The following is a 24,405-nucleotide window of genomic DNA, read 5'->3' on the forward strand; positions in this document are numbered from 1 at the left end:
TGAAAGAGGAGTGAAACAAATGGCAGACAAGAGTCTGATCGGACATGTGACGACGCAAGGTTCGGTCGAAGTGGAAAAAGGCAAGCTGCGCTTCTTCGCCAAGGCCATCGGCGAGACCGATCCGGTCTACACCGACGAAGCCGTTGCCAAGGCCGCCGGCCACAAGAGCCTGCCGGTTCCGCCGACCATGCTGATGCCGCTGATGAGCGAAATCCGTGGCGATATCGGCGGCCTGATGAAGCTGCTGGGCTGGGACCTCGGTCGCATCCTGCACGCCGAGCAGTCCTTCACCTACCACAAGATGGCCTATGCCGGTGACGTGCTGAGCTTCGAGACCCGCATCTCCGATGTGTACGAGAAGAAGGGCGGCGCCCTGCAGTTCGTGGTCCAGGAAAGCCGCGTGACCAACCAGGACGGCGAGCACATCGCCGACGTACGCAACTCGCTCGTGCACCGCTAAGGAGAACGAAATGACCGCCCCGAAATTCAATGACGTCAACGTTGGCGATCAGATCCCCGAACTGAAGCTGCCGGCGATCAACCGCACCACCCTGGCCCTGTACTGCGGCGCCTCGGGCGACCACAACCCGATCCACATCGATATCGACTTCGCCCGCAAGGCGCGCATGCCCGACGTCTTCGCCCACGGCATGCTGTCGGCTGCCTACCTCGGCCGCCTGATGACCAACTGGGTCCCGCAGTCGCAACTGCGCAGCTACTCCGTGCGCTTCACCGGCATCACCCAGCTGGGCCACGTGCCGACCTGCACCGGCACCATCACCGAGAAGTTCGAAGCGAACGGCGAGAAGCTGGTTCGCGTGGCCATTCGCTGCGGCAACCAGTACGGCGAAGAGAAACTGGTCGGCGAAGCAGTCGTCGCCCTGGCCTGATAACCCATACGAACACGTCGTAGGGCGGGTGCAACCCGCCAATCGGCCACTCCGCTCCGGCGGGTTGCACCCGCCCTACACAAGAAACTGAACAGGAACAGAACAATGAAAAAGCTCGAAGGTAAAGTCGCCCTGGTAACCGGCTCCGGCCGTGGCATCGGTCGTGAAGTCGCCCTGCAACTGGCTGCCTACGGCGCCAAGGTCGTGGTCAACGACCTGGACCAGGCCCCGGCTGACGAAGTCGTTGCGGAAATCCGCGCTGCCGGCGGTGAAGCCGTTGCCTGCTTCGGCAGCGTGACCGCTCCCGACTTCGCCGACCGTTTCGTCGCCACCGCGGTGAAGAACTACGGCGGCATCGACATCATCGTCAACAACGCCGGCTACACTTGGGACAACGTCATCCAGAAGATGACCGACGAGCAGTGGTACGCGATCATCGACTGCCACCTGACCGCGCCCTTCCGCATCCTGCGCGCCGCCCAGCCGGTGATCAGCGCCGCTGCCAAGAAAGAGGCCGCTGAAGGCAAGGAAGTGTTCCGCAAGATCGTCAACATCTCCTCCGGCGCTGCTGGCGGCAACGCCGGCCAGACCAACTACTCCTCGGCCAAGGCCGGCATCCTGGGCATGACCAAGACCCTGGCGAAGGAGTGGGGCCGCCTGAAAGTCAACGTCAACGCCGTTGCCTTCGGCTTCATCCAGACCCGCCTGACCGAAGCCCTGGCCGGTGCCGACAGCAAGACCGTGAACATCGAAGGTCGCGAGATCAAGGTCGGCATCCAGCAGGCCATGGTCGACGGCGCCAGCAAGGCGATCCCGCTGGGCCGTCCGGGTACCCCGGCAGAAGCCGCCGGTGCGGTGGTGCTGATGTGCCTGCCGGAATCCGACTACTGCTCCGGCCAGACCCTGTACTGCGGCGGCGGCCCGGGCTCCAACTTCTAAGAACCCGCCCGTAGGTTGGCGCTGAACGCAGTGAAGCCCAACGATGCTGATGTTGGGCTTCGCAGGCTCAGCCCAACCTACGACCAGGAGTTCTCCAGACCGTAGGGCGGGTGCAACCCGCCGCTCTGCACAGAGGCCCGGCGGGTTGCACCCGCCCTGCGAGTCCTGGCTCTCTTTCAGATTTCGAGGTAACCGCAATGCTGGACAACTACCGCTCCCCCTGGATGGACGAAGATCTCGAACAGTTCAAGGACATGGTCGAGCGCTTCGCCAAGGAATACATCGAGCCGAACGAACTGAAGTGGCGCGAACAGCACTACGCTGACCGTGCCGCCTGGCTGAAGGCCGGCGAACTGGGCCTGATCCTCCCCGACTTCCCCGAGGAATACGGCGGCGCTGGCGGCCATGTCGGCCACTACGTGTGCACCTCCCAGGTCTTCGCCGCCAACGGTGGCGGTCTCGGCACCGGCCTGAGCCACATCGTCGCCAAGTACATCCTCGACGACGGCACCGAAGAGCAGAAGAAATACTGGCTGCCGAAAGTCGGCTCCGGCGAGGTGATCTGCGCCATCGCCATGACCGAGCCGGGCGCCGGTTCCGACCTGCAGTCGGTCCGTACCCGCGCGGTGAAGAAGGGCGACAAGTACGTCATCAACGGCGCCAAGACCTTCATCTCCAACGGCCAGACCTGCGACATGGTGCTGGTGGTGGCGAAGACCGATGCCGGCGAAGGCTCCAAGGGCGTTTCGCTGTTCATGGTCGACACCAAGACCCCGGGCTTCCGCCGCGGCAAGTGCCTGGAAAAGATCGGCATGCACTCCCAGGACACTTCCGAGATGTTCTTCGACGACGTCGAAGTGTCGGAAGACTGCCTGCTCGGCGGCAAGGAAGGCCAGGGCTTCTACACCCTGATGCGCCAGCTGGCCTACGAGCGCGCGCAGATCGGCGTTGGCGCCGTTGCCGTGATGGAGCGCGCCCTGCGCCTGACCATCGAGTACACCAAGGACCGCAAGGCCTTCGGCAAGCCGGTGATCGAGTTCCAGAACAGCCGCTTCGTGCTGGCCGACGTGAAGGCCACCGTGCAGGCGTCGAAGACCTTCGTCGACCTGATCATCTCGCGCTGGATCGACGGCACCCTGGACACCACCCTGGCGTCCATGGGCAAGTTCTGGCTGACCGAGCGTCTGGGCGAAGTGCTCGACAAGTGCCTGCAACTGTTCGGCGGCTACGGCTACATGCACGAGTACCCCATCGCGCGCATGTGGACCGACGCCCGCGTGGCGCGCATCTACGGTGGATCGAACGAGATCCAGCGTGAAGTGGTCGCCCGCTCGCTGTAACGAAGGATCGCTGCGGGGCCGCCCAGGCGGCGGTTCCCGTAGCGCCTGCGACATCCGGCAGCCGGGAGCGGCCGCCAGTCCCACCGAGTTTCGAGGCAGTCGCCATGACGGATGACTTACCGAACGGTCCCGCCCGAACCCTCCTGCACGACCGCCATGTGCATTGCCGTGGCTACCTGCGCGACGACGGCCTGATCGACATCGAGGGCAGCATCGTCGACGTCAAGCCGGTCCCCTCGCAGACGCTGTACAAGACAGTCGAGGCCGGCGAGCCCTTCCACCTGATGCGCATGCTGCTGACCGTCGACATGGACTTCGTGATCCAGGACGTCAAGGCGTTCACCGAGGCTGCGCCGACCCCGATCTGCGGCAACATCGCCAGTGCCTACGAGGCGCTCAGGGGGCTGAAGATCGGCCCCGGCTTCAAGAAGCAGGTCAGCCAGCGCGTCGGCGGCGTACACGGCTGCACCCATCTCACCGAACTGCTCGGACCGATGGCCACCACCCTGTACCAGACCACCTTCGAGCTGATGCGCAAGCTGGAAAACGAAAAGGCCGCCCGCGACCCGGATTACCAGTCGACCCGCAACAACTGGGTGATCGGCACCTGTCATGCCTATCACCCGGACAGCGAGGTCACGCGGAAACTGCTGGCGCTGGGGGCTGAAACGAATCGAAAAGAGTAGTGAGGCGACCGCCGGCAAGGAATACGCTACGGTCGATGGGTGGACCGATCCGGCAGGGCGTCCACCGTTGAGCAGGCAGGGTTTCCAGTGTGTGTGACTACTGCGCTCCACCAGGCTGCGGTAGTTGCGAAAAGGCTTCCAGATAACAATAAAAGTGGAGTTTCGCATGTACATTACTCAGGGTTTGCACCGACAGCTGCAACAGAATCCCGACGCGATCGCCATCCGTTCCCCGGGCGGCGACATGACATACGCCGAGTTCGGCGACCGCGTGGCGCGGCTCGCCGGCGCGCTGAAGAGCATGGGCGTGGGCAGCGGCGAGCGGGTAGCCATGCTTTCCATCAACTCGCCCCGCTGCATCGAATACAACCTGGCGGTGCCGTGGGCGGACGCGGTGGTCAATCCGGTCAACATCCGCTGGAGCGCGGCGGAAATCATCTACTCCATGGATGATTCGGAAACCGCCGTACTGATCGTCGACGATACCTTCAAGGAGCTGGGCGCCAGGGTCGCCGCGGAGTCGAAGACGATCCGCCAGGTGATCTACTCCGGCGACGGCGAATGCCCGGCCGGCATGATGTCCTACGAGGCGCTGATCGCCGCGACCCCGCCGGTCGAGGACGCGCGCCGGGGCGGCGATTCGCTGCTGGGGATCTTCTACACCGGCGGCACCACCGGTTTCCCCAAGGGCGTGATGCTCAGCCACAACAACCTGTTCTTCTCGGCGACCGCATCGCTGAATGGCGGCCGTTTCGCCAACGACTGCGTCTTCCTGCACTCGATGCCGATGTTCCACCTGGCGGACTTCGCGGCGATGACCGCGCTGTTCATCAGCGGGGGCACCCACGTCGTGCTGCCGACCTTTACCCCGCAGAGCATGCTGGAAGCCATCGACCGCCATAAGGTCAACGAGATCCTCCTCGCGCCGACCATGATCCAGATGCTGCTCGACTGGCGCGACAGCCATCCCGAGGCGGCCGCGCTTGACCTCGGTTCGATCCGCATCGTCGGCTACGGCGCCTCGCCGATCACCCAGGTGCTGCTCGACCGCGCCCGCCTGGCCTTCCGCTCGGCCGGCTTCAGCCAGGGCTACGGCATGACCGAACTGGCGCCGATCGCCACCACCCTCGGCCCGGAATTCCACACCCCCGAGCACCAGATCAGCGGCAAGATGTACTCGGCCGGCAAGGCGGCGTGCTGCGCCGAAGTGCGCATCGTCGACGAGGACGACAACGAAGTGCCGCGCGGCACCGTGGGCGAGATCGTGGTCAAGGGCCCGCACGTCATGCTCGGCTACTGGAAGAAACCGGAAGCCACGGCGGACGCCCTGCGCAACGGCTGGATGCATACCGGCGACGGCGGCTACATGGACAAGGACGGCTTCGTCTACGTCTGCGACCGGCTGAAGGACATGATCGTCAGCGGCGGCGAGAACATCTATTCCGCCGAGGTCGAGACCGCCATGGCCAGCCATCCGGCGGTGGCCCAGGGCGCGGTGATCGGCATCCCCAGCGACAAGTGGGGCGAGACGGTGCACGCGGTGGTCATCCTCAAGCCGGGCGCAACCGCCACGCCGGAGGAAATCATCGCCCACTGCCGCGAACGCATCGCCGGCTACAAGTGCCCGCGCAGCGTGGAATTCCGCGACGCGCTGCCGCTGTCCAGCGTCGGCAAGGTACTGAAGACCGAACTGCGCAAACCGTTCTGGGAAAGCCAGAAGCGCAATATCGCGTAGGTTGGCGCCGGGCTGTGCCGATGTTGGGAGTTTGCTCTCGTAGGTTGGGCTGAGCGTAGCGAAGCCCAACGCCCGGCCCCGCTGATGTTGGGCTTCACTGCGTTCAGCGCCAACCTACGATTCCGGCGCCGCGCTTATCGTAGGTTGGTGCTGAGCTTGCGAAGCCCAACGTTCGGCTCCGCCCAGCGTGCTAGTTGATCCAACCCCGCGCGTGGGCGATGGCCAGGGCTTCGGTGCGGCCCTTGGCGTCGAGCTTGGCGTAGATCTTCTGCAGGTGCGATTTCACCGTGAATTCGGAGAGGAACACCTTCTCGGCGATCTCCCGGTTGCGGTGGCCGGCGGCCAGCAACTGGAGGACCTGGATCTCCCGCTCGGTGAGGATCTGGTGCACGTCGCCACCCTCCGTCACCGTCGGCTTGGCGCCTTCGCTGGCGACGTTCAGCTGTTGCAGCAGCGTCTCGACGAAATGCGGTTCGATGCCCAGGTCCTTGCCGCGCGCCTGTCCGGTCGACGCCCAGCGCTGCAGCAGGTGAGCCATCGGCTCGCCCTCGTCGATGAAGGTGCGCAGGAAGCCTTCGTGGCTGGCCAGGCGCAGGGCCTGGTTGAGTTCCTCGAAGGCATCCTGTTGCTGCTGCAGACCGTCCAGCGCCAGGGCCAGCAGCAGGCGCAGCTTGATTTCGCGGCGGTGCAGCTGGCGCGAATGGGCATCCTCGATGGCCTCGCGCAGGGCCTTGGCCGCTTCCGCGAAGAGTCCCTGGGCGATGCGCAGGCGCTGGTGGGCGATGCTCGGCGTATCGACGTCGTTGGCGTAGCGCAGGACGCCGGGGCGGTCCCAGTCGCTGGCCTGATCGGCCTCGTGCAGGGCCTGGGTGGCGGTGTCGAGACGGCCTTCGAGGATCGCCACGCGGGCGCGCTCCAGCCATACCGAGCACTGGATGCGCTGCGAGTTGGCGTGCTGGCCCAGTTGTTCCAGCTCGACCAGGCAGCGCAGCCAGGTATTGCGGTCGCCCTGCAGGTAGGCGATGCGCGCCGACAGCACGTGGCTGTTGATCAGGAGGTCCGGCGAGCTGAGGTGCTTGGTGAACGGCAGGTTGCGCGTGAGCAGGCGCTCCGCCTCCGCCAGGGCATTGTTCTCGTAGTGCAGCAGGGCGAGGGCGATGTTCAGCGAGATGGTGGTGTCGTGGCGGCCCCTGGTGCCGCTCTTGTCGCCTTCGTTGGCCGCCAGCAGGCGGGTCAGGGCGTTGCTCAGGCGGCCCTGGATCAGGTCGAGGACCGCCTCGCTGACGCTGAAGCCGAAGCGCAGGAAGCCCGAGCCGCCCTGCAGGTCGCGTTGCAGCGCATGGGACAGCAGGCGCCGTGCCTCGTCATAGCGGCCGGCGGAAACCATGGTGTTGGCCACGGTATGGGCCAGCGCCGAATACAGGTGCACGTCGGACTGCGGGACCACGTCCAGCAGCTCGATGCCGGCCTTGCAGCACGCCTCGACCTGGTCGGTGATCGACAGCTGCATGCAGCGGATCGCCTTGGCCACGTAGATGTGCTCCGGCTTCGCTCCGCGTTCCAGGCGCTCGGCGATCTGGATTGAGTCCTTCATGCGGCTCGACAGGGCGAGCATCCAGGCATAGACCAGGCCGAGGTTGGGATAGCGGTCCAGCGCGCTTTCCGGCAGGCGGTCCAGCCAGCGCACCAGCAGGCGGGTGCGGCCGTTGTCCATCAGGGTGTCCAGGTGCTCGGCGAGACGGGCGGCGGCTTCGTCGAGGAGGTCGGCGTTGAACAGGTGCTCGATCGCCGGGATCGGCTGCTGGGCCTGGAGGAACCAGCGCGCGGCGATCTCGTGGAGCTTCTTGGCCTTGCCGGGATGCTGGCGCTCCAGCGCGTCGCGCAGGAAGCTGGCGAACAGGTTGTGGTAGCGGAACCACTGCTGCTGGCTGTCCACCGGAAGCAGGAACAGGTTGGCGCGCTCCAGCCGTTCGAGCATTTCCCGGCTGTCGTCGCGGCCGGTCACGGCGTCGCACAGCGAGGCGCTGAACTGCCCGAGGATGCTGGTCTGCAGGAGGAACTCGCGGCACTCCTCGGTCTGCCGGGAGAGGATGTCCTCGGTGAGGTACTCGGCCAGTTCCAGGTTGGAGCCGGAGAACGAGGAAATGAAGTCCGCCTGGTCGTCGCGGCCCTTGAGCGACAGGCTGGCCAGGTAGAGGCCGGCGATCCAGCCTTCGGTGCGCTTGTAGAGGGTGGCGATGTCGGCTTCGCGCAGCTGCAGCTCGCGCTTGTCGCGGATGAACTCCATGGCTTCTTCGAGGGTGAAGCGCAGGTCGCTCGGCTTGATCTCCAGCAACTGGCCGCGCGCGCGGATGCGGCCGAGGCCGATGCCGGGGGTGGAGCGCGAGGCCATCGCCAGGGTGCTGCCGCCCGGCAGTGCCTCCAGCAGTTGCTGGATGAAGCTGAGCACTTCGGGATTCTGCAGCACCTCGAACTCGTCGAGGATGATGACGAACGGGGTTTCGCTGCCGGCGATCAGGTCCAGCAGGTCCTGGCTCTCCTGGCCGCTGCCTGCCGGTGCGGGCTGGGCGTCCGCGGGCAGGATGGTGCGCAGGCCGTTGCCGATCAGCAGGGTGAAGCGCTGCAGGTCGTTGTCGGCGGCATCCAGGTTGATCCACAGGGTCGGCCGGCCGGCGGCCAGACAGCGCTGCCGGTATTGCTGGAGCAGGGTGGTCTTGCCGAAGCCGGCGGCGGCGCGGATGAGGATCAGCTTCGCCGTCCCGGCGTTTTCCATCTGTTCGAGCAACCGCGCCCGCGCCAGGTGACTGCTGGCGGCGTTCGGCGTGGCGTACTTGGTGGACAGATTGCGCAGCGCACCGCCGTCAGCCGATTGCTTGCCGGCGTTCGAGGCATCCGTGCTGATGGATGCGCCGCTGGACGAAGGCGTGCGCTTGTCCCAGGAGGTTGGCATGAAAGATGGTCTCCACTTCGGTCATTTGCCCGCCTCCAACGAGGCCGGTCCGCCGACTGCTCTTATTAGGTATCCCGCCTATTCTGCCACGCCTGAGCGGCGGGCAGGTGGCCCAGAATAACCGCGGATGGATCGTGGCGGCAGCGCGCCTGGTGGTCTTTCATATCGGCAGGCAGGTGCATATCCCCCTTATGGACCATTTTTGCCGTGGAAGCAGGCTGGCTGGACGAAAGGACCGGGGCGACCCGTATCGGGAAGGGTGGGGACGGGGGTGTTGCGGGTTGTTTCCCATGCCCTCTCCCCTTGCGGAAGAGGGCGGGGAGAGATCGTCATTCGCCGCGGATGTACTGTTCCAGCTGGCGGATCAGGTCGGCCTGTTCGGCGATGGCTTCCTTCACCAGGTCGCCGATGGACAGCAGGCCGAGCAGCTCGCCGTCCTCCACCACCGGCAGGTGGCGCAGGTGGCGCTCGGTCATGATGGTCATGCAGGTGTCGATGGTCTGGTGGGTGTCCACCGTCACCACCGGCGAACTCATGATCGCGCTGACCGGCGTACCGATAGAGGAACGACCCAGCAGCACCAGCTTGCGCGCATAGTCGCGCTCGCTGACCACGCCGACCACCGTGCCGTCCTTCACCACCGGCAGCGCGCCGACATTGGCATCCGCCATCACCCGCAGGGAGTCCAGCACCATCTCATCCGGTGCGATGGTGTGGACATGCTTGCTCTGCTTGGCCCTCAAAAGTTGTGCAACGGTCTTCATGCGAACCCCTCCAGTGGTTGAGGCGCGGGCGGCCGAGGCCGTCGCGGGTTCTTACAGAATCGTGGAGAGGCGCCGTTTCGGCAATGTCCGGATGCGGCATGGCGGCGATGCAAAAACGTCATTGGCGCCGCCGACGGATGCGCACAGGCACCGGACTGTGCGCGGGTCACCAGAGATACCGATACCCCACGTTGACCGACCACGGCTGCTCGATCTCGTCGCCGTTGGCGTAGTTCGCCTCCAGGTGGATCTTCTGCCGTTCGCCGAACTGGCCGAGGCCGCCGCCAGCCACCTGAAGCGCCTGACCCCGGTCGGCCTGACCATCGCCCGCCGCCTGGTGGAATCGCTGAGCGGCGAACTGATCACCGTCAGCCCGCCGGAGCAGGGCGCGACGGTGAGCGTGCATCTGCTGCTGGAGCCTGCCGGGGAAACGTTGGAGAGCTGAGCCCTGACGGATGCGGGCCGCGGTCTTTCATGGCTTTTTCAGGCCTGGGATTACCAGAACCTGAAGGTGTAGCCGACGATCAGACGGTTCTCGTCAATATCGGTGGTGTGACTGCCGCGATAGCTGAGGTTGCGCCAGCGCAGGCTGACGCCGCTCAGCGGGCCGCTCTGGATGACGTAGGCGAGGTCGGTGTCGCGCTCCCATTCCTTCGCCGACTGGCCGCCGATATCGAAATTGTCGCCCTGCACGTAGCGGGTCATCAGGCTCAGGCCGGGAATGCCGGCGGCGGCGAAGTCGTAGTCGTAGCGCACCTGCCAGGAGTCCTCCTGCGCCCGCAGGAAGTGGTGATAGGTGAGGGTGTTCAGCGTCCATGGATCGGTGCCGCCGGCGATGAACGGCTGGCCGGTGTCGCCGCTCTGGTCCTGGTAGGCGAAACCCAGGGCGTGGCCGTTGTACGCCAGGGTGAGCATGGCGCCGAGGTTGCGGTTGTCGACGTTGGTGCGGCCTTCGTCGCTGCTGTCGAAGTAGCGGACTTCCGATTTCAGCGTCACGCCGCCGCCCAGCGGCTGGCTGTGGATCAGGTTGCCGTAGTGCTGGCGGTAGTTGTCCTGCAGTTCGGCGAAGAAGTAGGTGGCGACCAGGCTGGCTGTCGGCGTCCAGGTCGCGCCGGCATAGTCGAAACGGTCGCTGGCCACGCCGCCGCGGGAGCCGTCGGCGAACATCTTCATGTCCTCGTAATCCGCCGAGTCGCGCAGGCGCGTGGCGGTGAAACGCCCTCCAGTCAGCGTCAGCTTGTCGAGGTCTTTCGAGACGATCTGCGCGCCCTCGAAGGTCTGCGGCAGCAGGCGTGTGTCGTTGCGGAAGGCGACCGGCAATAGCGGCGCGTGGGTGCCGACCGTCAGCACGCTGCTGGCTGCGCGCAGCTTCAGGGTCGGGCCGAAGAAGGAAAACTCGTCGGCCGGCTCGCCCGTCTGCGGATTGCGCCGCAGCGCGCCGGTACCGCTGGTGCCGGCGCCGGAATCCAGCTTCACGCCGAGCAGGCCCAGCGCATCGAGACCGACGCCGATGGTGCCGTCGGTATAGCCCGACTCGAAACGCAGCATGAAGCCCTGCGCCCATTCTTCCGCCTTGGACACGCTGCTGCCGTCATGGCGCGGCGTATCCGGCAGGCCGGCGTCGCGGTAGTCGCGGTTCATGTAGAAGTTGCGGAGTTCCAGATTCAGGTGGCTGTCGTCGATGAAATCGGCCTGTGCGGCCGGGGACAGCAGGCATCCGCCAACGATGAGCGGACCGAGGGTATTGCGCGGTGAGGCGAGGTACAGCGGCATGTCGTTTACCTGTCATTGTTCTTGTGGTCGGTATCACAACGGCTCGGCGCGCCACCGGCATGCCGGCGGGCCTGGAAATGATCCTAGGGCTGACAGGGTTGAATGGCAATATGTTTACATAAATTGAGAGTGTCGTTCGTCTGGGCGGCTGTCTATTTGGCTCTGGGTTGCCTTGTCAATGCGATAAAGGTCTAGGTTTGAAATCGATTTAGGTAAAGTGCATTCCGTTATTGGCGCCGCCCCGGAGAGGTGTTCGACATTCACGCACCATGGGTATCGCAGGCTCAACCCATCCTGCCAACGGCATTCATCCTGCGGTCACGAGGTGGACAAGCTTCGCGTTGTCCACCCTACGAGTCGTCCCCGCCCAGCTCAGTCATGTAGGATGGGTTGAGCGAAGCGATACCCATGCTGTGGTGCGTGGTCGCCAATGATGGGTATCGCAGGCTCAACCCATCCTACGAACAGAGTTCATCCTGCTGCCATGAGGTGGACAAGCTCCGCGTTGTCCACCCTACGAATCGTCCCCGCCCAGCTCAGTCACGTAGGATGGGTTGAGCGAAGCGATACCCATGCTGTGGTGCGTGGTCGCCAATGATGGGTATCGCAGGCTCAACCTATCCTACGAATCGTCCTGCGCGTCCGAGCCTGCGCCACCGAGGGAAATCTCGCCCAGCGACTTCTGCAGCTTGGCCAGCAGATGCAACAGGCTGGCACCGTCATCGAAGCTCACGCCCTTCATGCCCTGCTCGTAGAAGGCGGTGATGGTGTTCTGCAGGCTGTCCCAGTACGCGCGGCCAGTGGAGGTGACCTGGACGAGGCGGGCGCGGCCGTCGTCGGGGTGGGGGATGCGCACGACGTGGTTTTCCCGTTCCATGCGCTTGAGCACGCCATCCAGGCTTTGCCGGCTGACGCCCAGGTATTCGGTGAGCTGGTTGAACGACACGCCCTGTTCGTAGCCCTCGCGGCAGACGGCGCCGAGCACCGCCCATTGCACGGTGCTGATGCCCATCTCGTTCTGCACCTGGCGCTGCAGGATGTTGCCGGTCTGGAACAGCCGGAAGAACAGCCGGTTGGCGATTCCTCGGGTTTCGTTGGCGCTCATTGGGTTTCCTTGTCGAGCCGACGGGCCGCGTCGATTGGGTTCGCCTGGCCCGTCGGCGGGGCAAGGCGTTACCGGGGGGTGAGTTCCCGGGCGATGATATTTTTCATGATCTGCGCCGTGCCGTCACCGATTTGCAGGCCGAGCACGTCGCGCAGGCGCTGGGCGAACGGCAGGTCCTCGCCGTAGCCGGTGTGCCCGTGGGCCAGCAGGCACTGCTTGACCACGTCGAACGCCAGCTTCGGCGCCCACCACTTGTTCATCGCCGCCTCGGCATTGTGCGGCAGGCCGCTGTCCTTCAGCCACAGCGAGTAGTAGCACTGCAGGCGCGCGGCGTGCACGTAGGTCTGCAGCTCGGCCAGCGGATGGGTCAGGCCCTGGAAGGCCGAGAGGTTCTGGCCGAAGGCCTGGCGCTCGGTCAGCCACTGCCAGGTTTCGTCCAGCGACTGCTGCGCCAGCGCCAGGCACTGCAGGCCGATCAGCGCGCGGCTGTAGTCGAAGCCCTGCATCACCTGCCTGAAGCCCTTGCCCTCGTCGCCGAGACGATGGCTGGCAGGCACTTCCACGTTGTCGAAGAAGATCGAGCCGCGGCCGATGGCGCGTTCGCCGGCGTCGTCGAAGCGGGTGGTGGTGATGCCCTTCAGGTTCATCGGCACGAGGAAGGCGCTGATGCCGCTGGCGCGCTCCTCGGTGGTGCCGGTGCGGGCGAAGACCACCGCGACGTCGGCCTGGTCGGCCATGGAGATCGAGGTCTTCTCGCCGTTCAGCACGTAGACGTCACCCTTGCGCTCGGCCTTCAGGCGCAGGCTGGCGGCGTCCGATCCGCCGTGGGGTTCGGTCAGGGCGATGCACACCACCTTGCGGCCGGCGGTGATTTCGCCCAGCCACTCGCGGGCCAGGTCCGGCGCGGCGTAGCGGGCGATGATCTGGCCGTTCAGCGAGGCCAGCAGCGGGATGTAGCCGACGTTGAAGTCGCCGCGGGAAATCTCCTCGATGATGATGCCGGCGGTGACGCAATCCAGCCCGCTGCCGCCGTATTCCTCGGGCAGCTCGCCGCCGAGCAGGCCCATCTCGCCGAGCTGGGCGATGGTCGAGCGTTCGATGCGGCCGTCGCGGTCGCGCTGGCGGTAGCCCGGAGCGAGCACGTCGGCGCTGAAGCGGGCGACGCTTTCGCGGATGGCGTTCTGTTGTTCGGTGAAGGCGAAGTTCATGATTCTCTCCAGGCCAGGTTCAGGCCGGCAGCGCCGTGGCTGCCGGCGCGGCGGTCACTTGTAGAACTTGCGGAAGTCCGGCTTGCGCTTCTCGCGGAAGGCGGCGGCGCCTTCCTTGGATTCCTCGGTGTCGTAGTACAGGCTCAGCGCCTGCATGCCGAGGCCGCCGATGCCGGCGATGTTCTCGCTGTCGGCGTTGAACGAGCGCTTGGCGATGGAGAGCGCGGTGGGGCTTTTTTCGAGGATCTCGTCGCACCACTTCTGCACTTCCGCATCCAGTTCCTCGTGCGGAACGACCGCGTTGACCAGGCCCCATTCCAGCGCCTGCCGGGCGCTGTACTTGCGGCACATGTACCAGATCTCGCGGGCGCGCTTCTCGCCGATCACCCGCGCCAGGTAGGCGGTGCCGAAGCCCGGATCGACCGAGCCGACCTTGGGGCCGACCTGGCCGAAGATCGCCTTGTCGGAAGCGATGGACAGGTCGCAGACCACGTGCAGCACATGGCCGCCGCCGATGGCGAAGCCGTTGACGCGGGCGATCACCGGCTTGGGTACGGCGCGGATCAGGCTCTGCAGTTCTTCCACCGGCAGGCCGATGATGCCGCGGCCGTCGTACTGGCCTTCGTGGGCGCCCTGGTCGCCGCCGGTGCAGAACGCCTTGTCGCCGGCGCCGGTCAGCACGATCACGCCGATCGCCTTGTTCCAGCCGGCGCGGTTGAAGGCGTCGATCAGCTCCAGGCAGGTCTGGCCGCGGAAGGCGTTGTAGCGCTCGGGACGGTTGATGGTGATGGTGGCGATGCCGTCGTCTTCGCTGTAGAGGATGTCTTCGTAGTTCATGATCTTCTCCTGGGCTTAGCCGGCCATGGTCAGGCCGCCGGACACGCTGATGACCTGTCCGGTGATGAAGTTGGCGTCGTCGCTGGCGAGCAGGGCGATGATTCCCGGGTAGTCCTCCGGCTGGCCGAGGCGGCGCATCGGCACGGCGTTGGCGAAGGCTTCCAGCAGCTTCTCCGGGTTGTTCGAGGTGGACGCCACGCTCTTCAGCAGGGCGGTGTCGGTGGGGCCGGGGCAGACCACGTTGAGGGTGATGTTCTTCGTCGCCAGCTCCCGCGCCAGGGTCTTCGACAGGCCCAGCAGGCCGGCCTTGCAGGCGGCGTACACCGCCTCGCCGGAGGAGCCGACGCGGGCGGCGTCGGAGGCGATGTTGATGACCTTGCCGCCGCCGGCCGCGACCATCTTCGGCAGCACCACGTGGTGCATGTTCAGCGCGCCGGTGAGGTTGATGGCGATCAGCTGTTCCCACTGCTGCGGCTCGGTCTTGAGGAACGGCATGAAGCGGTCGAAGCCGGCGTTGTTGACCAGCACGCCCGGCACGCCGAGGTCCTTCTCGATGGCTGAGACGGTATCGACGATGGCGGCGTAGTCGGTGATGTCAGCGGCATAGGCGACGGCCTTGCCGCCGGCCTCGCGGATCAGGTCGACGGTGACCTGCGCGGCGGCGCCGTCGCGGTCCAGCACGGCGACCAGGCTGCCTTCGGCGGCGAAGCGCTGGCACACGGCGCGGCCGATGCCACCGCCACCGCCGGTGACGATCACGGTTTTTCCACTGAGACCTTTCATGGGGCTGTCCTCTTTCATCGGGTAGGGGCGGTCAGGCGCGTTTCGCCAGGCCGAGGCGGATGTCCCGGGCGCGCTCGCGCAGCTTGAATTTCTGGATCTTTCCGGACGGCGTGCGCGGCAGGGCGTCGAGCACTTCCAGGTATTCCGGCAGGTAGGTCTTGCTCAGCCGCTGGTCGAGCAGGAAGGCGTTCAGTTCGTCGAGCGTCGGCGCCGGATGGCCGTCGTGCAGGGTGAGATAGGCGCAGACGCGCTCGCCCAGACGCTCGTCCGGGCAGCCGACCAGCGCCACGGCGGAAACGGCGGGGTGCTTGTAGATGAGGTTTTCCACCTCGACCACCGGGATGTTCTCGCCGCCGCGGATCACCACGTCCTTGGTGCGTCCGGTGATGCGGATGTAGCCAGCGGCATCCATGCGCGCGAGGTCGCCGGTTTCGAACCAGCCGTCGGCATCGACGCCATAGAGTTCCGGGCGCTTCAGATAGCCGACGAACAGGCTGGCGCCACGCACCTGCAGATGGCCCTCGCCGCCGGCGGGAAGGGGCCGGCCGTGGTCGTCGAGCACGCGCACTTCCATATAAGGCAGGGCCTTGCCGTCGCTGTGGATGGCGCGCTCGGCCGGGTCTTCCGGAAGGGTGGTGGTCACCGCGCCGTTCTCGGTCATGCCCCAGGCGGAAACGATCTGCGTGTCCACCACCGAGCCGGCCTTTTCCACCAGGGCGCTGGGGATCGGCGCGCCGGCGGCGAGGAAGGTGCGCAGCGAGGCCAGCGCCTCGGGATGCTGCGGGGCGATCTCGATCAGGTCGGCGAGGAATGGCGTCGAGGCCATGGTGAAGGTCGGCCGTTCGGCGGCGGCGATGCGCGCGGCGAACTGCGGGTCCCAGACGTCCTGCAGCACGGCGCGGCATTGCAGGTAGATCGGCATCATCAGGCCGTAGAGGAAGCCGGTCTGGTGCGCCATCGGCGAGGCCATGAAGACCACGTCGTCGCGGCCCAGGTGCAGGCGCTCGGCGTAGGGGCGCACGTTGGCGAACAGGGTGTTGGAGGTGTGCAGCACCCCCTTCGGCTCGCCGGTGGTGCCGGAGGTGTAGAGCAGCTGCACCACGTCGTCGGCGTGCGGACGGCGTGCGGCGAACAGCGCTGCGACGTCGGTTTCCTCTTCCCAGGCGCGGCGCACCAGCAGTTGCTCGAAGGTGTCCTCGCCGCCGATCACCAGCACGTGGCGCAGGTCCGGCAGGTCGCCGCGCAGGCCGTCGAGCATGGCGCTGTAGTCGAAGCCGCGGTAGCTGTGCGGGATCACCATCACCCGGCTCTGGGCGTGGGCGAGCATGAAGCGCAGTTCGCGCTCGCGGAAGATCGGCATCAGCGGGTTGAGCACCGCGCCGATGCGTACGCAGGCCAGGTGCAGCGCCACCATCTGCCACCAGTTGGGCAACTGGCAGGACACCACGTCGCCCGGTTCCACCCCCAGCGCGGCCAGGCCGCAGGCCATTCGCGTGGCGCGGCGGTCGAGTTCCGCATAGCTCAGTTCGATGCGTTCGTCGGACCCGGCGCGATAGGCGACCAGCGCCGTGCGCTCGGCGCCCGCAGCCACGGCGCGATCCAGATAATCTGTAATGATCATGTCATTCCATGCGCCAGAGGCAAGCATGGTTGAACGTCGCTGCGGCTGCAGGTTGGTGCTGATCTTCATGAGTCTGCCCTTCGTGATCTGTTGTTCTTGTGACGGGTGCGGCTGCTTTCACGATGGGGTTGAAGATACGCCTTCGATTTTTAATATGTCAACATGTTGTCTTTATCCTGTCGTGGGGATATCTTCAAAGCAAGCCCCAGGGGCGCGCCCAACTACAAGAAGAGGAAAGGTCATGACCTACAACAGCATCGTCGTCGAACGGCACGGGCCGGTCGGCCTGATCCGCCTCGACCGGCCGGAGGTGTACAACGCCCTCAACGCCGAACTGATGGACGAGCTGGGCAGCGCCCTGCGCGACCTGGAGCGCGACGCGCAGATTCGTGCGCTGGTGATCACCGGCAACGACAAGGCCTTCGCCGCCGGTGCGGACATTTCCGAGCTGCAGTTCAAGGGCTTCGCCGATGTCTATCTGGAGGATTTCGTGACCGCCAGCTGGGAGGAGGTGACGCGCTGTCGCAAGCCGGTGATCGCGGCGGTCGCCGGGCTGGCGCTGGGCGGCGGCTGCGAGCTGGCGATGATGTGCGACCTGATCGTCGCCGCCGACAACGCCCGCTTCGGCCAGCCGGAAGTGAAGGTCGGCACGCTGCCCGGTGCCGGTGGAACCCAGCGCCTGACCCGCGCGGTGGGCAAGGCCAAGGCCATGGACCTGTGCCTGACCGGCCGCCTGATGGAGGTCGACGAAGCCGAGCGCTGCGGGCTGGTCAGCCGCGTGGTGCCGCTGGAACGGCTGCTCGACGAAACCATGGCCGTGGCGGCGCAGATCGCCGGTTATTCGGCTGTCGCCGTGAAGCTGAACAAGGAGGCGGTCAATCGCGCCTTCGAGACCAGCCTCGCCGAGGGCGTGCGCTTCGAGCGTCGGCTGCTGCATGCCAGCTTCGCCAGCGCGGACCAGAAGGAAGGCATGCAGGCCTTCATCCAGAAGCGCAAACCCGAGTGGACCCATCGATGACTTCACCCATGCAGCTGTCTCGCGAGGGCCGCGTCGCCCTGATCCTCGTCGACAACCCGCCGGTCAACGCCCTCGGCCACGCCGTGCGCTCCGGTCTGCTGGAGGCCTTCGCCCAGGCCGAGGCCGATCCGTCGGTGGAACTGGTCATGCTGTATTGCGCCGGCAAGACCTTCATCGCTGGCGCCGATATCCGCGAGTTCGGCCAGCCGCCCCAGGCGCCGATCCTGCCGGAGCTGACCCTGGCCATCGAGGATTCCGCCAAGCCGTCGCTGGCCGTGCTGCATGGCACCGCGCTCGGCGGCGGACTGGAAGTGGCGCTGGCCTGCCACTACCGCATTGCCCACCGTGACGCCCGCGTCGGCCTGCCGGAGGTAAGGCTCGGGCTGCTGCCCGGCGCCGGTGGCACGCAACGCCTGCCGCGCCTGACCGGTGTGGAAAAGGCGCTGGAGATGATCGTCTCCGGCGTGCCTATCGATGCCGCCGAGGCGCAGCGCTGCGGGATCGTCGATGGCCTGTTCGACGGCGATCCGCTGGACGCCGGGCTGGCCTTCGCCGCACGCCTGCTGGCCGGCGGTGCCGGTTCGCGTCGCACCGGGCAGCTCGCGCCGCCACCGGCCGATGCCGGGCTGTTCGACACCTGGCGCGAACGCATCCGTCGCGAGCAGCCGGACGCCTTCGCACCGCTGCGCTGCATCGCTGCCGTCGAAGCGGCCGCCTGCCTGCCGCTGGCCGACGGCCTGCGCCGCGAGCGCGCGCTGTTCCTCGAATGCATGCAATCCCCGCAGCGCGAGGAACTGGTGCGCCGGTTCTTCGCCGAACGCGAGGCGGCCCGTGCCAACCGCACTACCGATTGAGGGTTTCTACATGGATATCGACTACACCCCGGACGAACTGGCCTTCCGCGACGAGGTCCGCGCCTTCCTGGCCGACGCCGTGCCGGCGGACATCGCCGCCAAGGTGCGCCTCGGCAAGCACCTGTCGAAGGACGACCACCAGCGCTGGCAGCGCATCCTCGCCGGCCGCGGCTGGTACGCGGCGAACTGGCCGGTGGAACACGGCGGCACCGGCTGGAGCGTGGTGCAGCGGCATATCTTCGAGGAGGAGTGCGCGGCCCACGGCGCGCCGCGGCTGATCTCCTTCGGCGTCAACATGGTCGCGCCGGTGATCATCAAGTTCGGCAGCGCGGCGCAGAAGGCCCGTTACCTGCCGCGCATCCTCTCCGGCGAGGACTGGTGGTGCCAGGGCTATTCCGAGCCCGGCGCCGGCTCCGACCTGGCCTCGCTGAAGACTCGCGCGGTGCGCGATGGCGACCACTACATCGTCAACGGCCAGAAGACCTGGACCACCCTCGGCCAGCACGCCAACATGATCTTCTGCCTGGTGCGCACCGACCCCGAGGCGCAGCAGCAGCGCGGCATTTCCTTCCTGCTGATCGACATGAGCACGCCGGGCATCAGCGTGCGGCCGATCATCACCCTCGACGGCGATCACGAAGTCAACGAGGTGTTCTTCGACAACGTGCGCGTCCCCGTCGCGAATCTGGTCGGCGAGGAGAACAAGGGCTGGACCTGCGCCAAGTACCTGCTCACTCATGAACGCACCGGGCAGGCGGGCATCGGCCTGTCGAAGGCGGCGCTGACGCATCTCAAGCAGGTCGCCGCCCGCGAGCTGCGCAATGGCCGAGCGCTGCTGGACGACCCGCTGTTCCGCCTGCAACTGGCGGAGGTGGAAATGCAGCTGCTGGCCGTGGAGATGAGCACCCTGCGCATCCTCGCCGCCGCCCAGGCCGGCGGTGTGCCGGGGGCGGAAAGCTCGATCCTGAAGATCAAGGGCTCGGAGATCCGCCAGGCGATCAGCCATCTGCAGCGCAAGGTGCTCGGCGTGCACGCCCTGCCGTTCCTCGAAGAGGAGCTGGACTTCGACTTCGCCGGCGCCCCGCTGCACGCCGGCTACAGCGCCGCGCCCGCCGCCCAGTACTTCAACCTGCGCAAGCTGTCCATCTACGGCGGCTCCAACGAAATCCAGAAGAACATCATCGCCAAGATGATTCTCGAGCTGTGAGGGCCAAGCCATGGACTTCAACCTGAACGAAGAACAACAGATGCTGCAGGACACCGTGGCCCGTCTGGTCCGCGACCACTACGACTTCGAACAGCGCGAGCGGCATTACCGCAGCGACGCCGGCTTCAGCCGCGAATTCTGGGCGACCCTCGGCGAGCTGGGCCTGAGCGGCGTGCCCATCGCCGAGGTGTACGGCGGCTTCGGTGGCAGCGGCGTGGACTGCATGCTGGTGATGACCGAACTGGGGCGCGGATTGTGCCTGGAGCCCTACCTGCAATCGCAGATCCACGGCGCCGGCCTGCTGCAGCAGCTCGGCGACGACCGCCAGCGCGAACGGCTGCTGCCGCAGGTGGCCAGCGGCGAACTGCAACTGGCTGTGGCGCTGGAGGAAAGCCAGAGCCATTACCAGCTGCACGACGTACAGACTCGCGCCGAAGCGGTGGAGGGAGGCTGGCTTATAAGTGGGCGGAAATGCTCAGTCATCGGCGGGCACAGCGCCGGCCTGCTGCTGGTTTCGGCACGCACCGCTGGCGAGGGGCTGGACGAGCAGGGCATCAGCCTGTTCCTGGTCGATCCATCGAGCAATGGCGTGCGTCGTCGCGAATATCCCTGCATCGACGGTCCGCGCGGCTGCGACCTGTTCCTCGACGATGTGGTCGTCCCGCATGACGCATTGCTCGGCGCACCCGGCGAAGCGCTCGCGGCGTTGCGCTACCAGCAGGGCCGCGCCATTGCCGCGCAGTGCGCCGAAGCCATCGGCGCGATGCAGGAAGCTTTCCGTATCACCCTCGATTACCTGAAGACACGCCAGCAGTTCGGCGCGCCCATCGGCAAGTTCCAGGTCCTGCAGCACCGCATGGCGGACATGCGCGGTGAGCTGGAGCTGGCCAGTTCGATGGCGATCCTCGCCGCCTGCGTCGCCGACCAGCCGGACAGCGACGAACGCAGCCGGCGCCTGAGCGCGGCCAAGTTCATCGTCACCCGCGCCGCACGCTTCATCGCCGAGCAGTCGATCCAGTTGCACGGCGGCATCGGCATGACCTGGGAATACAACCTCGCGCACTACGCCAAGCGGCTGGTGATGCTCAGCCACCAGTTGGGCGACGACGACCATCACCTGCGCGCCTATGCCGACCTGCTGCAGAGCGCCTGAGGAGGAAACGCACATGAGTGGATTCACGCGCATCGGCGTCGTCGGCAGCGGCGCCATGGGCCGGGGCATCGCCCAACTGTTCGCCAGCGCCGGCTGCGAAGTGCTGCTGCACGACAGCCGCGCCGAGGCCATCGAGCAGGCGCTGGCGTTCAACCGCGATCAGCTGGAGCGCGCCGCCGCCAAGGGCAAGCTGAGTGCAGACGCATTGCAGGCGACGCTGGCGCGCATGCGTCCGGCGGTGGCGCTGGAAGAGCTGGCCGGCTGCGATCTGCTGATCGAGGCCATCGTTGAGAATCTCGCGGCCAAGCAGGGGCTGTTCCGCCAGTTGGAAGAGCTGGTGGCCGACGACGCGGTGTTGGCGAGCAACACCTCGTCGCTGTCGGTCAGCCAGATCGCCAGCGCCTGCCGGCATCCGCAGCGCGTGGCCGGGTTCCACTTCTTCAACCCGGTGCCGCTGATGAAAATCGTCGAGGTGGTGAGCGGCGAGCTGACCGATCCGCAGGTGATCGAACGGTTGGTGGCGCTGGCGGAACAGGCCGGGCACTTCGCGGCGATCACCCCGGATTCCCCCGGCTTCCTGGTCAACCATGCCGGTCGCGCCTACGGCCCGGAAGCGCTGCGCATCCTCGCCGAGGGCATCGCCACGCCCCGGCAGATCGACCGCATCCTGCGCGACAGCCTGGGCTTTCGCATGGGGCCGTTCGAGCTGTTCGACCTGGTGGGGCTGGACGTCGGCCACACGGTGATGGAGTCGATCCACGAGCAGTTCTACCAGGACCCGCGCTATACCCCGTCGGCGCTGCTGCCGCCGCGTCTGGCCGCAGGATTGCTCGGCCGCAAGAGCGGGCGCGGCTTCTATCGCTACGAGGACGGCAAGCCGGTGATTGAGGACGAGCCCGCGCCGGAGCGGGTGAGCATCGACCGGCCGTTCTGGCTGGACAATGACGACCCGGCGATTCGCGAACAGGTTGCCCGCGTGCTGAACGCTGCCAGTGTCGTGCTGGAAAGCGGCGCGCAGCCGAGTGCGCAGGCCATCTGCCTGGTCACCCCGCTGGGCGAGGACTGCAGCAGCGTCATCGCCCGCAAGGGGCTGCCGGCCGAGCATACGCTGGCGCTGGAAACCTTCGCCGGTTTCGACAAACGCCGCGTGCTGATGCGCCAGCCGGCGCTGGGCCCGCAACTGCTGGCGCAGGCGCGACAGGCGCTGGGCGCGGACGGCGTGCCGGTGGAAGTGATCCACGATTCGCCCGGCTTCATCGCCCAGCGCGTACTGGCCGGCATCGTCAACCTGGGCTGCGAAATCGCCCAGCGGCGCATCGCCGATCCGGCCACGCTGGACCGCGCGGTACAGCTCGCCCTCGGTTATCCACACGGTCCGCTGGGCTTCGGCGACCGCTACGGCGCGGCGCGTATCGAACAGATCCTGCGCAACCTGCACGCGCTCTACCAGGAACCGCGCTACCGCATCAGCCCCTGGCTGCGCCGGCGCAACCAGCTCGGCCTGCCGCTGACCATGCCCGAGGAATGAATGCATGACTGCCTATATCTACGACGGCCTGCGCTCCCCGTTCGGCCGCCACGGCGGCGCGCTGGCCAGCGTGCGCTCGGATGACCTGCTGGCCGAGGTGGTGCGCGCACTGGTGGCGCGCAACCCGTTCGCCCCGGCGGACTACGAGGACCTGATCGCCGGCTGCAGCAACCAGGCCGGCGAGGACGCACGCAATCTGGCGCGCCACGTCGCACTGCTCTCTGGCCTGCCGGCATCGGTGGCAGGGATCACCGTCAACCGCCTGTGCGGCTCCGGCCTCGCCGCCATGCTGGACGCTGCCCGCGCGGTGCGTGCCGGCGAGGGCGAACTGCTGATCGCCGGCGGTGCGGAAAGCATGAGCCGCGCGCCGTTCGTCATCGCCAAGGCGGAGAGCGCCTGGTCGCGGGACTTCCGCGCCTTCGACAGCACCATCGGCGCGCGCTTCCCCAATCCGCGAGTGGAGGCGCAGTACGGCGCCGACTCCATGCCGCAGACCGCCGACAACGTCGCCCGCGAACTCGGCATCAGCCGCGAACAGGCCGACGCCTATGCACTGCGCAGCCAGACGCTGTACGAGGCGGCGCGACGGGATGGCTTCTTCGCCGGGGAAATCCTGCCTATCGAGGTGCCGCAGGGGCGTCGGCAACTTTTACGTGTTGCGGAAGACGAGCATCCGCGTCCGGAGACGACGCAAGAATCGCTGGCGCGGCTCAAGCCGCTGTTCGACGGCGGCGTAGTCACTGCCGGCAACGCCTCCGGCGTCAACGACGGCGCCGCCGCACTGCTGATCGGCTCGGCGGAAATCGGCGAGAGATACGGTGTGAAGCCAAGGGCACGCATCCTCGCCAGCGCCGTGGCCGGCGTCGAACCCCGGCTGATGGGGCTCGGTCCGGTGCCGGCCTGCACCAAGGTGCTGCAACGCGCAGGGCTGGGCCTGGCGGACATGGACCTTATCGAAATCAACGAAGCCTTCGCCGCCCAGGTCCTCGGCTGCGCCCGGCAGCTCGGGCTGGCGTTCGACGACTCGCGGCTGAATCCCAACGGCGGCGCGATTGCCGTCGGCCATCCACTTGGGGCTTCCGGTGCAAGGCTGGTGCTGACTGCAGTTCGCCAACTGGAACACAGCGGCGGCCGCTATGCGCTGGTCAGCCTGTGCATCGGGTTGGGGCAGGGCATCGCCTGCGTGATCGAGCGGGTCGAGTGAGGCGGATCGAGCTCATCCTTGGCGCGCGTTCAGTGGTTCACGCGCTCGACCATCTGCTGGTCAGCTTTCTGCTGGTCCGCCATTCAGCGCAGCCAGGACGTGTACGGGGTCGTTATGGATGGCGCGGAGCAGGGCGCGAGCAGGTCCTTCCGGGTCGCGGCGACCTTGCTCCCAATTGCGCAACGTGCCGACGGCGACATCGATCTTCTGGGCGAATTTCGCCTGGGAGAGTCCGGTGGCGCGGCGAATCTCACGTACCTTCACCGCATCGACGTGGAACTCGCGCGAGGGCTGACGCTCGCCGCGGACGATCTCGTCCATCTGCGTGACGCTTTCCAGCAGTTCGTCGAAGAGATGCTTGTCCATGGTTACCTCCATTTCTCGACAACCTGGCGCAGCGCTTTTTTTCTGGTCGCTGGTCAGGTCTTCCTGCTCGCCCTTCGGATAGGCCAGCAGGAATGCAATTTGTGAGGTGGATACGAAGTGGTAGTAGATGACCCGGGCGCCGCCTCGTTTCCCGTGTCCTTTTGCCGCGATCCTGATCTTGCGCAGGCCGCCAGTGCCTTGGATCAGGTCTCCAGCCTCAGGATTGGCAATGAGTTGCTGCTGGAGTTCCCGGTACGTCTCATCATCGACCAGCTCGTTGATCTGGCGAGTGAAGACCGGCGTTTCAATGAAAATCATCCTGACTCGTCGTGCGTCATTGGCGTAGTTGAATGGTAGGTGAAGACCCAGTAGCGGACAAGTACTGCTAGCGCCTCGGCGATGAAGTCGTCGTTCTCGACCAGCGTCTCCAGATGCAGCTTCATG

At 66.3% G+C, this 24,405-nt stretch carries 22 protein-coding genes and 2 pseudogenes; 13 read left to right on the forward strand and 11 right to left on the reverse strand.

Annotated features, from left to right (window positions below; all coding sequences use genetic code 11):
• Positions 1 to 19: 19 nt before the first annotated feature.
• The 6 genes from JFY56_RS19470 (at position 20) to JFY56_RS19495 (ending at position 5,590) form a co-directional block, all read left to right on the forward strand.
• Complete coding sequence (locus JFY56_RS19470; protein ID WP_208315706.1) at positions 20 to 460, forward strand: MaoC family dehydratase N-terminal domain-containing protein; 441 nt, start codon at positions 20 to 22, stop codon at positions 458 to 460.
• Positions 461 to 470: 10 nt separating this feature from the next.
• The gene (locus JFY56_RS19475) at positions 471 to 890 is read left to right on the forward strand and encodes a MaoC family dehydratase (protein WP_208315707.1); all 420 of its coding nucleotides are present in this window, start codon (positions 471 to 473) and stop codon (positions 888 to 890) included.
• Between the two features lie 105 nt (positions 891 to 995).
• Positions 996 to 1,829 carry an SDR family NAD(P)-dependent oxidoreductase gene (locus tag JFY56_RS19480; protein WP_208315708.1) on the forward strand — a complete coding sequence of 278 codons (834 nt, stop codon included), beginning with the start codon at positions 996 to 998 and terminating at the stop codon, positions 1,827 to 1,829.
• Positions 1,830 to 2,026: 197 nt separating this feature from the next.
• A complete protein-coding gene (locus JFY56_RS19485; RefSeq protein ID WP_208315709.1) occupies positions 2,027 to 3,169 on the forward strand; it encodes an acyl-CoA dehydrogenase family protein in 1,143 nt (380 codons plus the stop codon).
• 104 nt (positions 3,170 to 3,273) lie between these two features.
• Complete coding sequence (locus JFY56_RS19490) at positions 3,274 to 3,855, forward strand: DUF2889 domain-containing protein (protein ID WP_208315710.1); 582 nt, start codon at positions 3,274 to 3,276, stop codon at positions 3,853 to 3,855.
• Positions 3,856 to 4,021: 166 nt separating this feature from the next.
• Positions 4,022 to 5,590: a long-chain-fatty-acid--CoA ligase gene (locus tag JFY56_RS19495; protein ID WP_208315711.1), complete on the forward strand. Its 1,569-nt coding sequence runs from the start codon at positions 4,022 to 4,024 to the stop codon at positions 5,588 to 5,590.
• A gap of 190 nt (positions 5,591 to 5,780) precedes the next feature.
• Here JFY56_RS19495 and JFY56_RS19500 read toward each other — a convergent pair whose 3' ends face one another.
• Positions 5,781 to 8,540 (reverse strand): LuxR C-terminal-related transcriptional regulator, encoded by a 2,760-nt coding sequence (locus JFY56_RS19500; RefSeq protein WP_208315712.1) that lies wholly within the window; start codon positions 8,538 to 8,540, stop codon positions 5,781 to 5,783.
• A 329-nt stretch (positions 8,541 to 8,869) separates the two neighbouring features.
• Positions 8,870 to 9,304: a CBS domain-containing protein gene (locus JFY56_RS19505; protein WP_208315713.1), complete on the reverse strand. Its 435-nt coding sequence runs from the start codon at positions 9,302 to 9,304 to the stop codon at positions 8,870 to 8,872.
• A gap of 244 nt (positions 9,305 to 9,548) precedes the next feature.
• Here JFY56_RS19505 and JFY56_RS19510 point away from each other — a divergent pair, with 244 nt between their 5' ends.
• Entirely contained in the window at positions 9,549 to 9,749 is a 201-nt protein-coding gene (locus JFY56_RS19510) for an ATP-binding protein (RefSeq protein ID WP_208315714.1), read from the forward strand.
• 50 nt (positions 9,750 to 9,799) lie between these two features.
• Here JFY56_RS19510 and JFY56_RS19515 read toward each other — a convergent pair whose 3' ends face one another.
• From JFY56_RS19515 to JFY56_RS19540, 6 genes are all read right to left on the reverse strand, one after another.
• Complete coding sequence (locus JFY56_RS19515; RefSeq protein ID WP_208315715.1) at positions 9,800 to 11,077, reverse strand: OprD family porin; 1,278 nt, start codon at positions 11,075 to 11,077, stop codon at positions 9,800 to 9,802.
• Positions 11,078 to 11,699: 622 nt separating this feature from the next.
• Entirely contained in the window at positions 11,700 to 12,182 is a 483-nt protein-coding gene (locus JFY56_RS19520) for a MarR family winged helix-turn-helix transcriptional regulator (protein WP_208315716.1), read from the reverse strand.
• A gap of 68 nt (positions 12,183 to 12,250) precedes the next feature.
• Positions 12,251 to 13,390 (reverse strand): cyclohexanecarboxyl-CoA dehydrogenase, encoded by a 1,140-nt coding sequence (gene aliB / locus JFY56_RS19525; RefSeq protein ID WP_208315717.1) that lies wholly within the window; start codon positions 13,388 to 13,390, stop codon positions 12,251 to 12,253.
• Between the two features lie 54 nt (positions 13,391 to 13,444).
• Positions 13,445 to 14,227 (reverse strand): 2-ketocyclohexanecarboxyl-CoA hydrolase, encoded by a 783-nt coding sequence (gene badI / locus JFY56_RS19530; RefSeq protein ID WP_208315718.1) that lies wholly within the window; start codon positions 14,225 to 14,227, stop codon positions 13,445 to 13,447.
• A 15-nt stretch (positions 14,228 to 14,242) separates the two neighbouring features.
• Complete coding sequence (locus tag JFY56_RS19535; protein WP_208315719.1) at positions 14,243 to 15,010, reverse strand: SDR family NAD(P)-dependent oxidoreductase; 768 nt, start codon at positions 15,008 to 15,010, stop codon at positions 14,243 to 14,245.
• Positions 15,011 to 15,041: 31 nt separating this feature from the next.
• Positions 15,042 to 16,631: an AMP-binding protein gene (locus JFY56_RS19540; RefSeq protein WP_208315720.1), complete on the reverse strand. Its 1,590-nt coding sequence runs from the start codon at positions 16,629 to 16,631 to the stop codon at positions 15,042 to 15,044.
• Positions 16,632 to 16,872: 241 nt separating this feature from the next.
• Between JFY56_RS19540 and JFY56_RS19545 the strand changes: the two genes are divergently transcribed.
• From JFY56_RS19545 to JFY56_RS19570, 6 genes and pseudogenes are all read left to right on the forward strand, one after another.
• The gene (locus JFY56_RS19545; protein WP_208315721.1) at positions 16,873 to 17,649 is read left to right on the forward strand and encodes an enoyl-CoA hydratase; all 777 of its coding nucleotides are present in this window, start codon (positions 16,873 to 16,875) and stop codon (positions 17,647 to 17,649) included.
• A pseudogene (locus JFY56_RS19550) lies at positions 17,646 to 18,482 on the forward strand (enoyl-CoA hydratase/isomerase family protein); the annotation flags it as partial. The gene JFY56_RS19545 and the pseudogene JFY56_RS19550, both read left to right, overlap by 4 nt.
• Before the next feature lie 31 nt (positions 18,483 to 18,513).
• Positions 18,514 to 19,710, forward strand: a complete 1,197-nt coding sequence (locus tag JFY56_RS19555) for an acyl-CoA dehydrogenase family protein (RefSeq protein ID WP_208315723.1) — start codon at positions 18,514 to 18,516, stop codon at positions 19,708 to 19,710.
• 10 nt (positions 19,711 to 19,720) lie between these two features.
• Positions 19,721 to 20,863, forward strand: a complete 1,143-nt coding sequence (locus tag JFY56_RS19560; protein ID WP_208315724.1) for an acyl-CoA dehydrogenase family protein — start codon at positions 19,721 to 19,723, stop codon at positions 20,861 to 20,863.
• A gap of 13 nt (positions 20,864 to 20,876) precedes the next feature.
• Complete coding sequence (locus JFY56_RS19565; protein ID WP_208315725.1) at positions 20,877 to 22,391, forward strand: 3-hydroxyacyl-CoA dehydrogenase; 1,515 nt, start codon at positions 20,877 to 20,879, stop codon at positions 22,389 to 22,391.
• Positions 22,392 to 22,395: 4 nt separating this feature from the next.
• Positions 22,396 to 23,595 (forward strand): 3-oxoadipyl-CoA thiolase, encoded by a 1,200-nt coding sequence (locus JFY56_RS19570; RefSeq protein ID WP_208315726.1) that lies wholly within the window; start codon positions 22,396 to 22,398, stop codon positions 23,593 to 23,595.
• Between the two features lie 60 nt (positions 23,596 to 23,655).
• Here the strand turns inward: JFY56_RS19570 and JFY56_RS19575 are convergent, their stop codons facing one another.
• The 3 genes and pseudogenes from JFY56_RS19575 to JFY56_RS24545 all read right to left on the reverse strand — a co-directional run bounded on the left by JFY56_RS19575 (position 23,656) and on the right by JFY56_RS24545 (position 24,404).
• The gene (locus JFY56_RS19575; RefSeq protein ID WP_208315924.1) at positions 23,656 to 23,961 is read right to left on the reverse strand and encodes a helix-turn-helix domain-containing protein; all 306 of its coding nucleotides are present in this window, start codon (positions 23,959 to 23,961) and stop codon (positions 23,656 to 23,658) included.
• A 2-nt stretch (positions 23,962 to 23,963) separates the two neighbouring features.
• Positions 23,964 to 24,279, reverse strand: a pseudogene (locus tag JFY56_RS19580) (type II toxin-antitoxin system RelE/ParE family toxin).
• Positions 24,276 to 24,404 carry a hypothetical protein gene (locus JFY56_RS24545; RefSeq protein WP_268968883.1) on the reverse strand — a complete coding sequence of 43 codons (129 nt, stop codon included), beginning with the start codon at positions 24,402 to 24,404 and terminating at the stop codon, positions 24,276 to 24,278. The pseudogene JFY56_RS19580 and the gene JFY56_RS24545 overlap by 4 nt, the downstream one beginning before the upstream one ends.
• Between the last annotated feature and the right edge of the window lies 1 nt (position 24,405).

It is taken from the genome of Pseudomonas schmalbachii (genome assembly GCF_017589465.1).
GTDB classification, from domain to species: domain Bacteria; phylum Pseudomonadota; class Gammaproteobacteria; order Pseudomonadales; family Pseudomonadaceae; genus Pseudomonas; species Pseudomonas schmalbachii.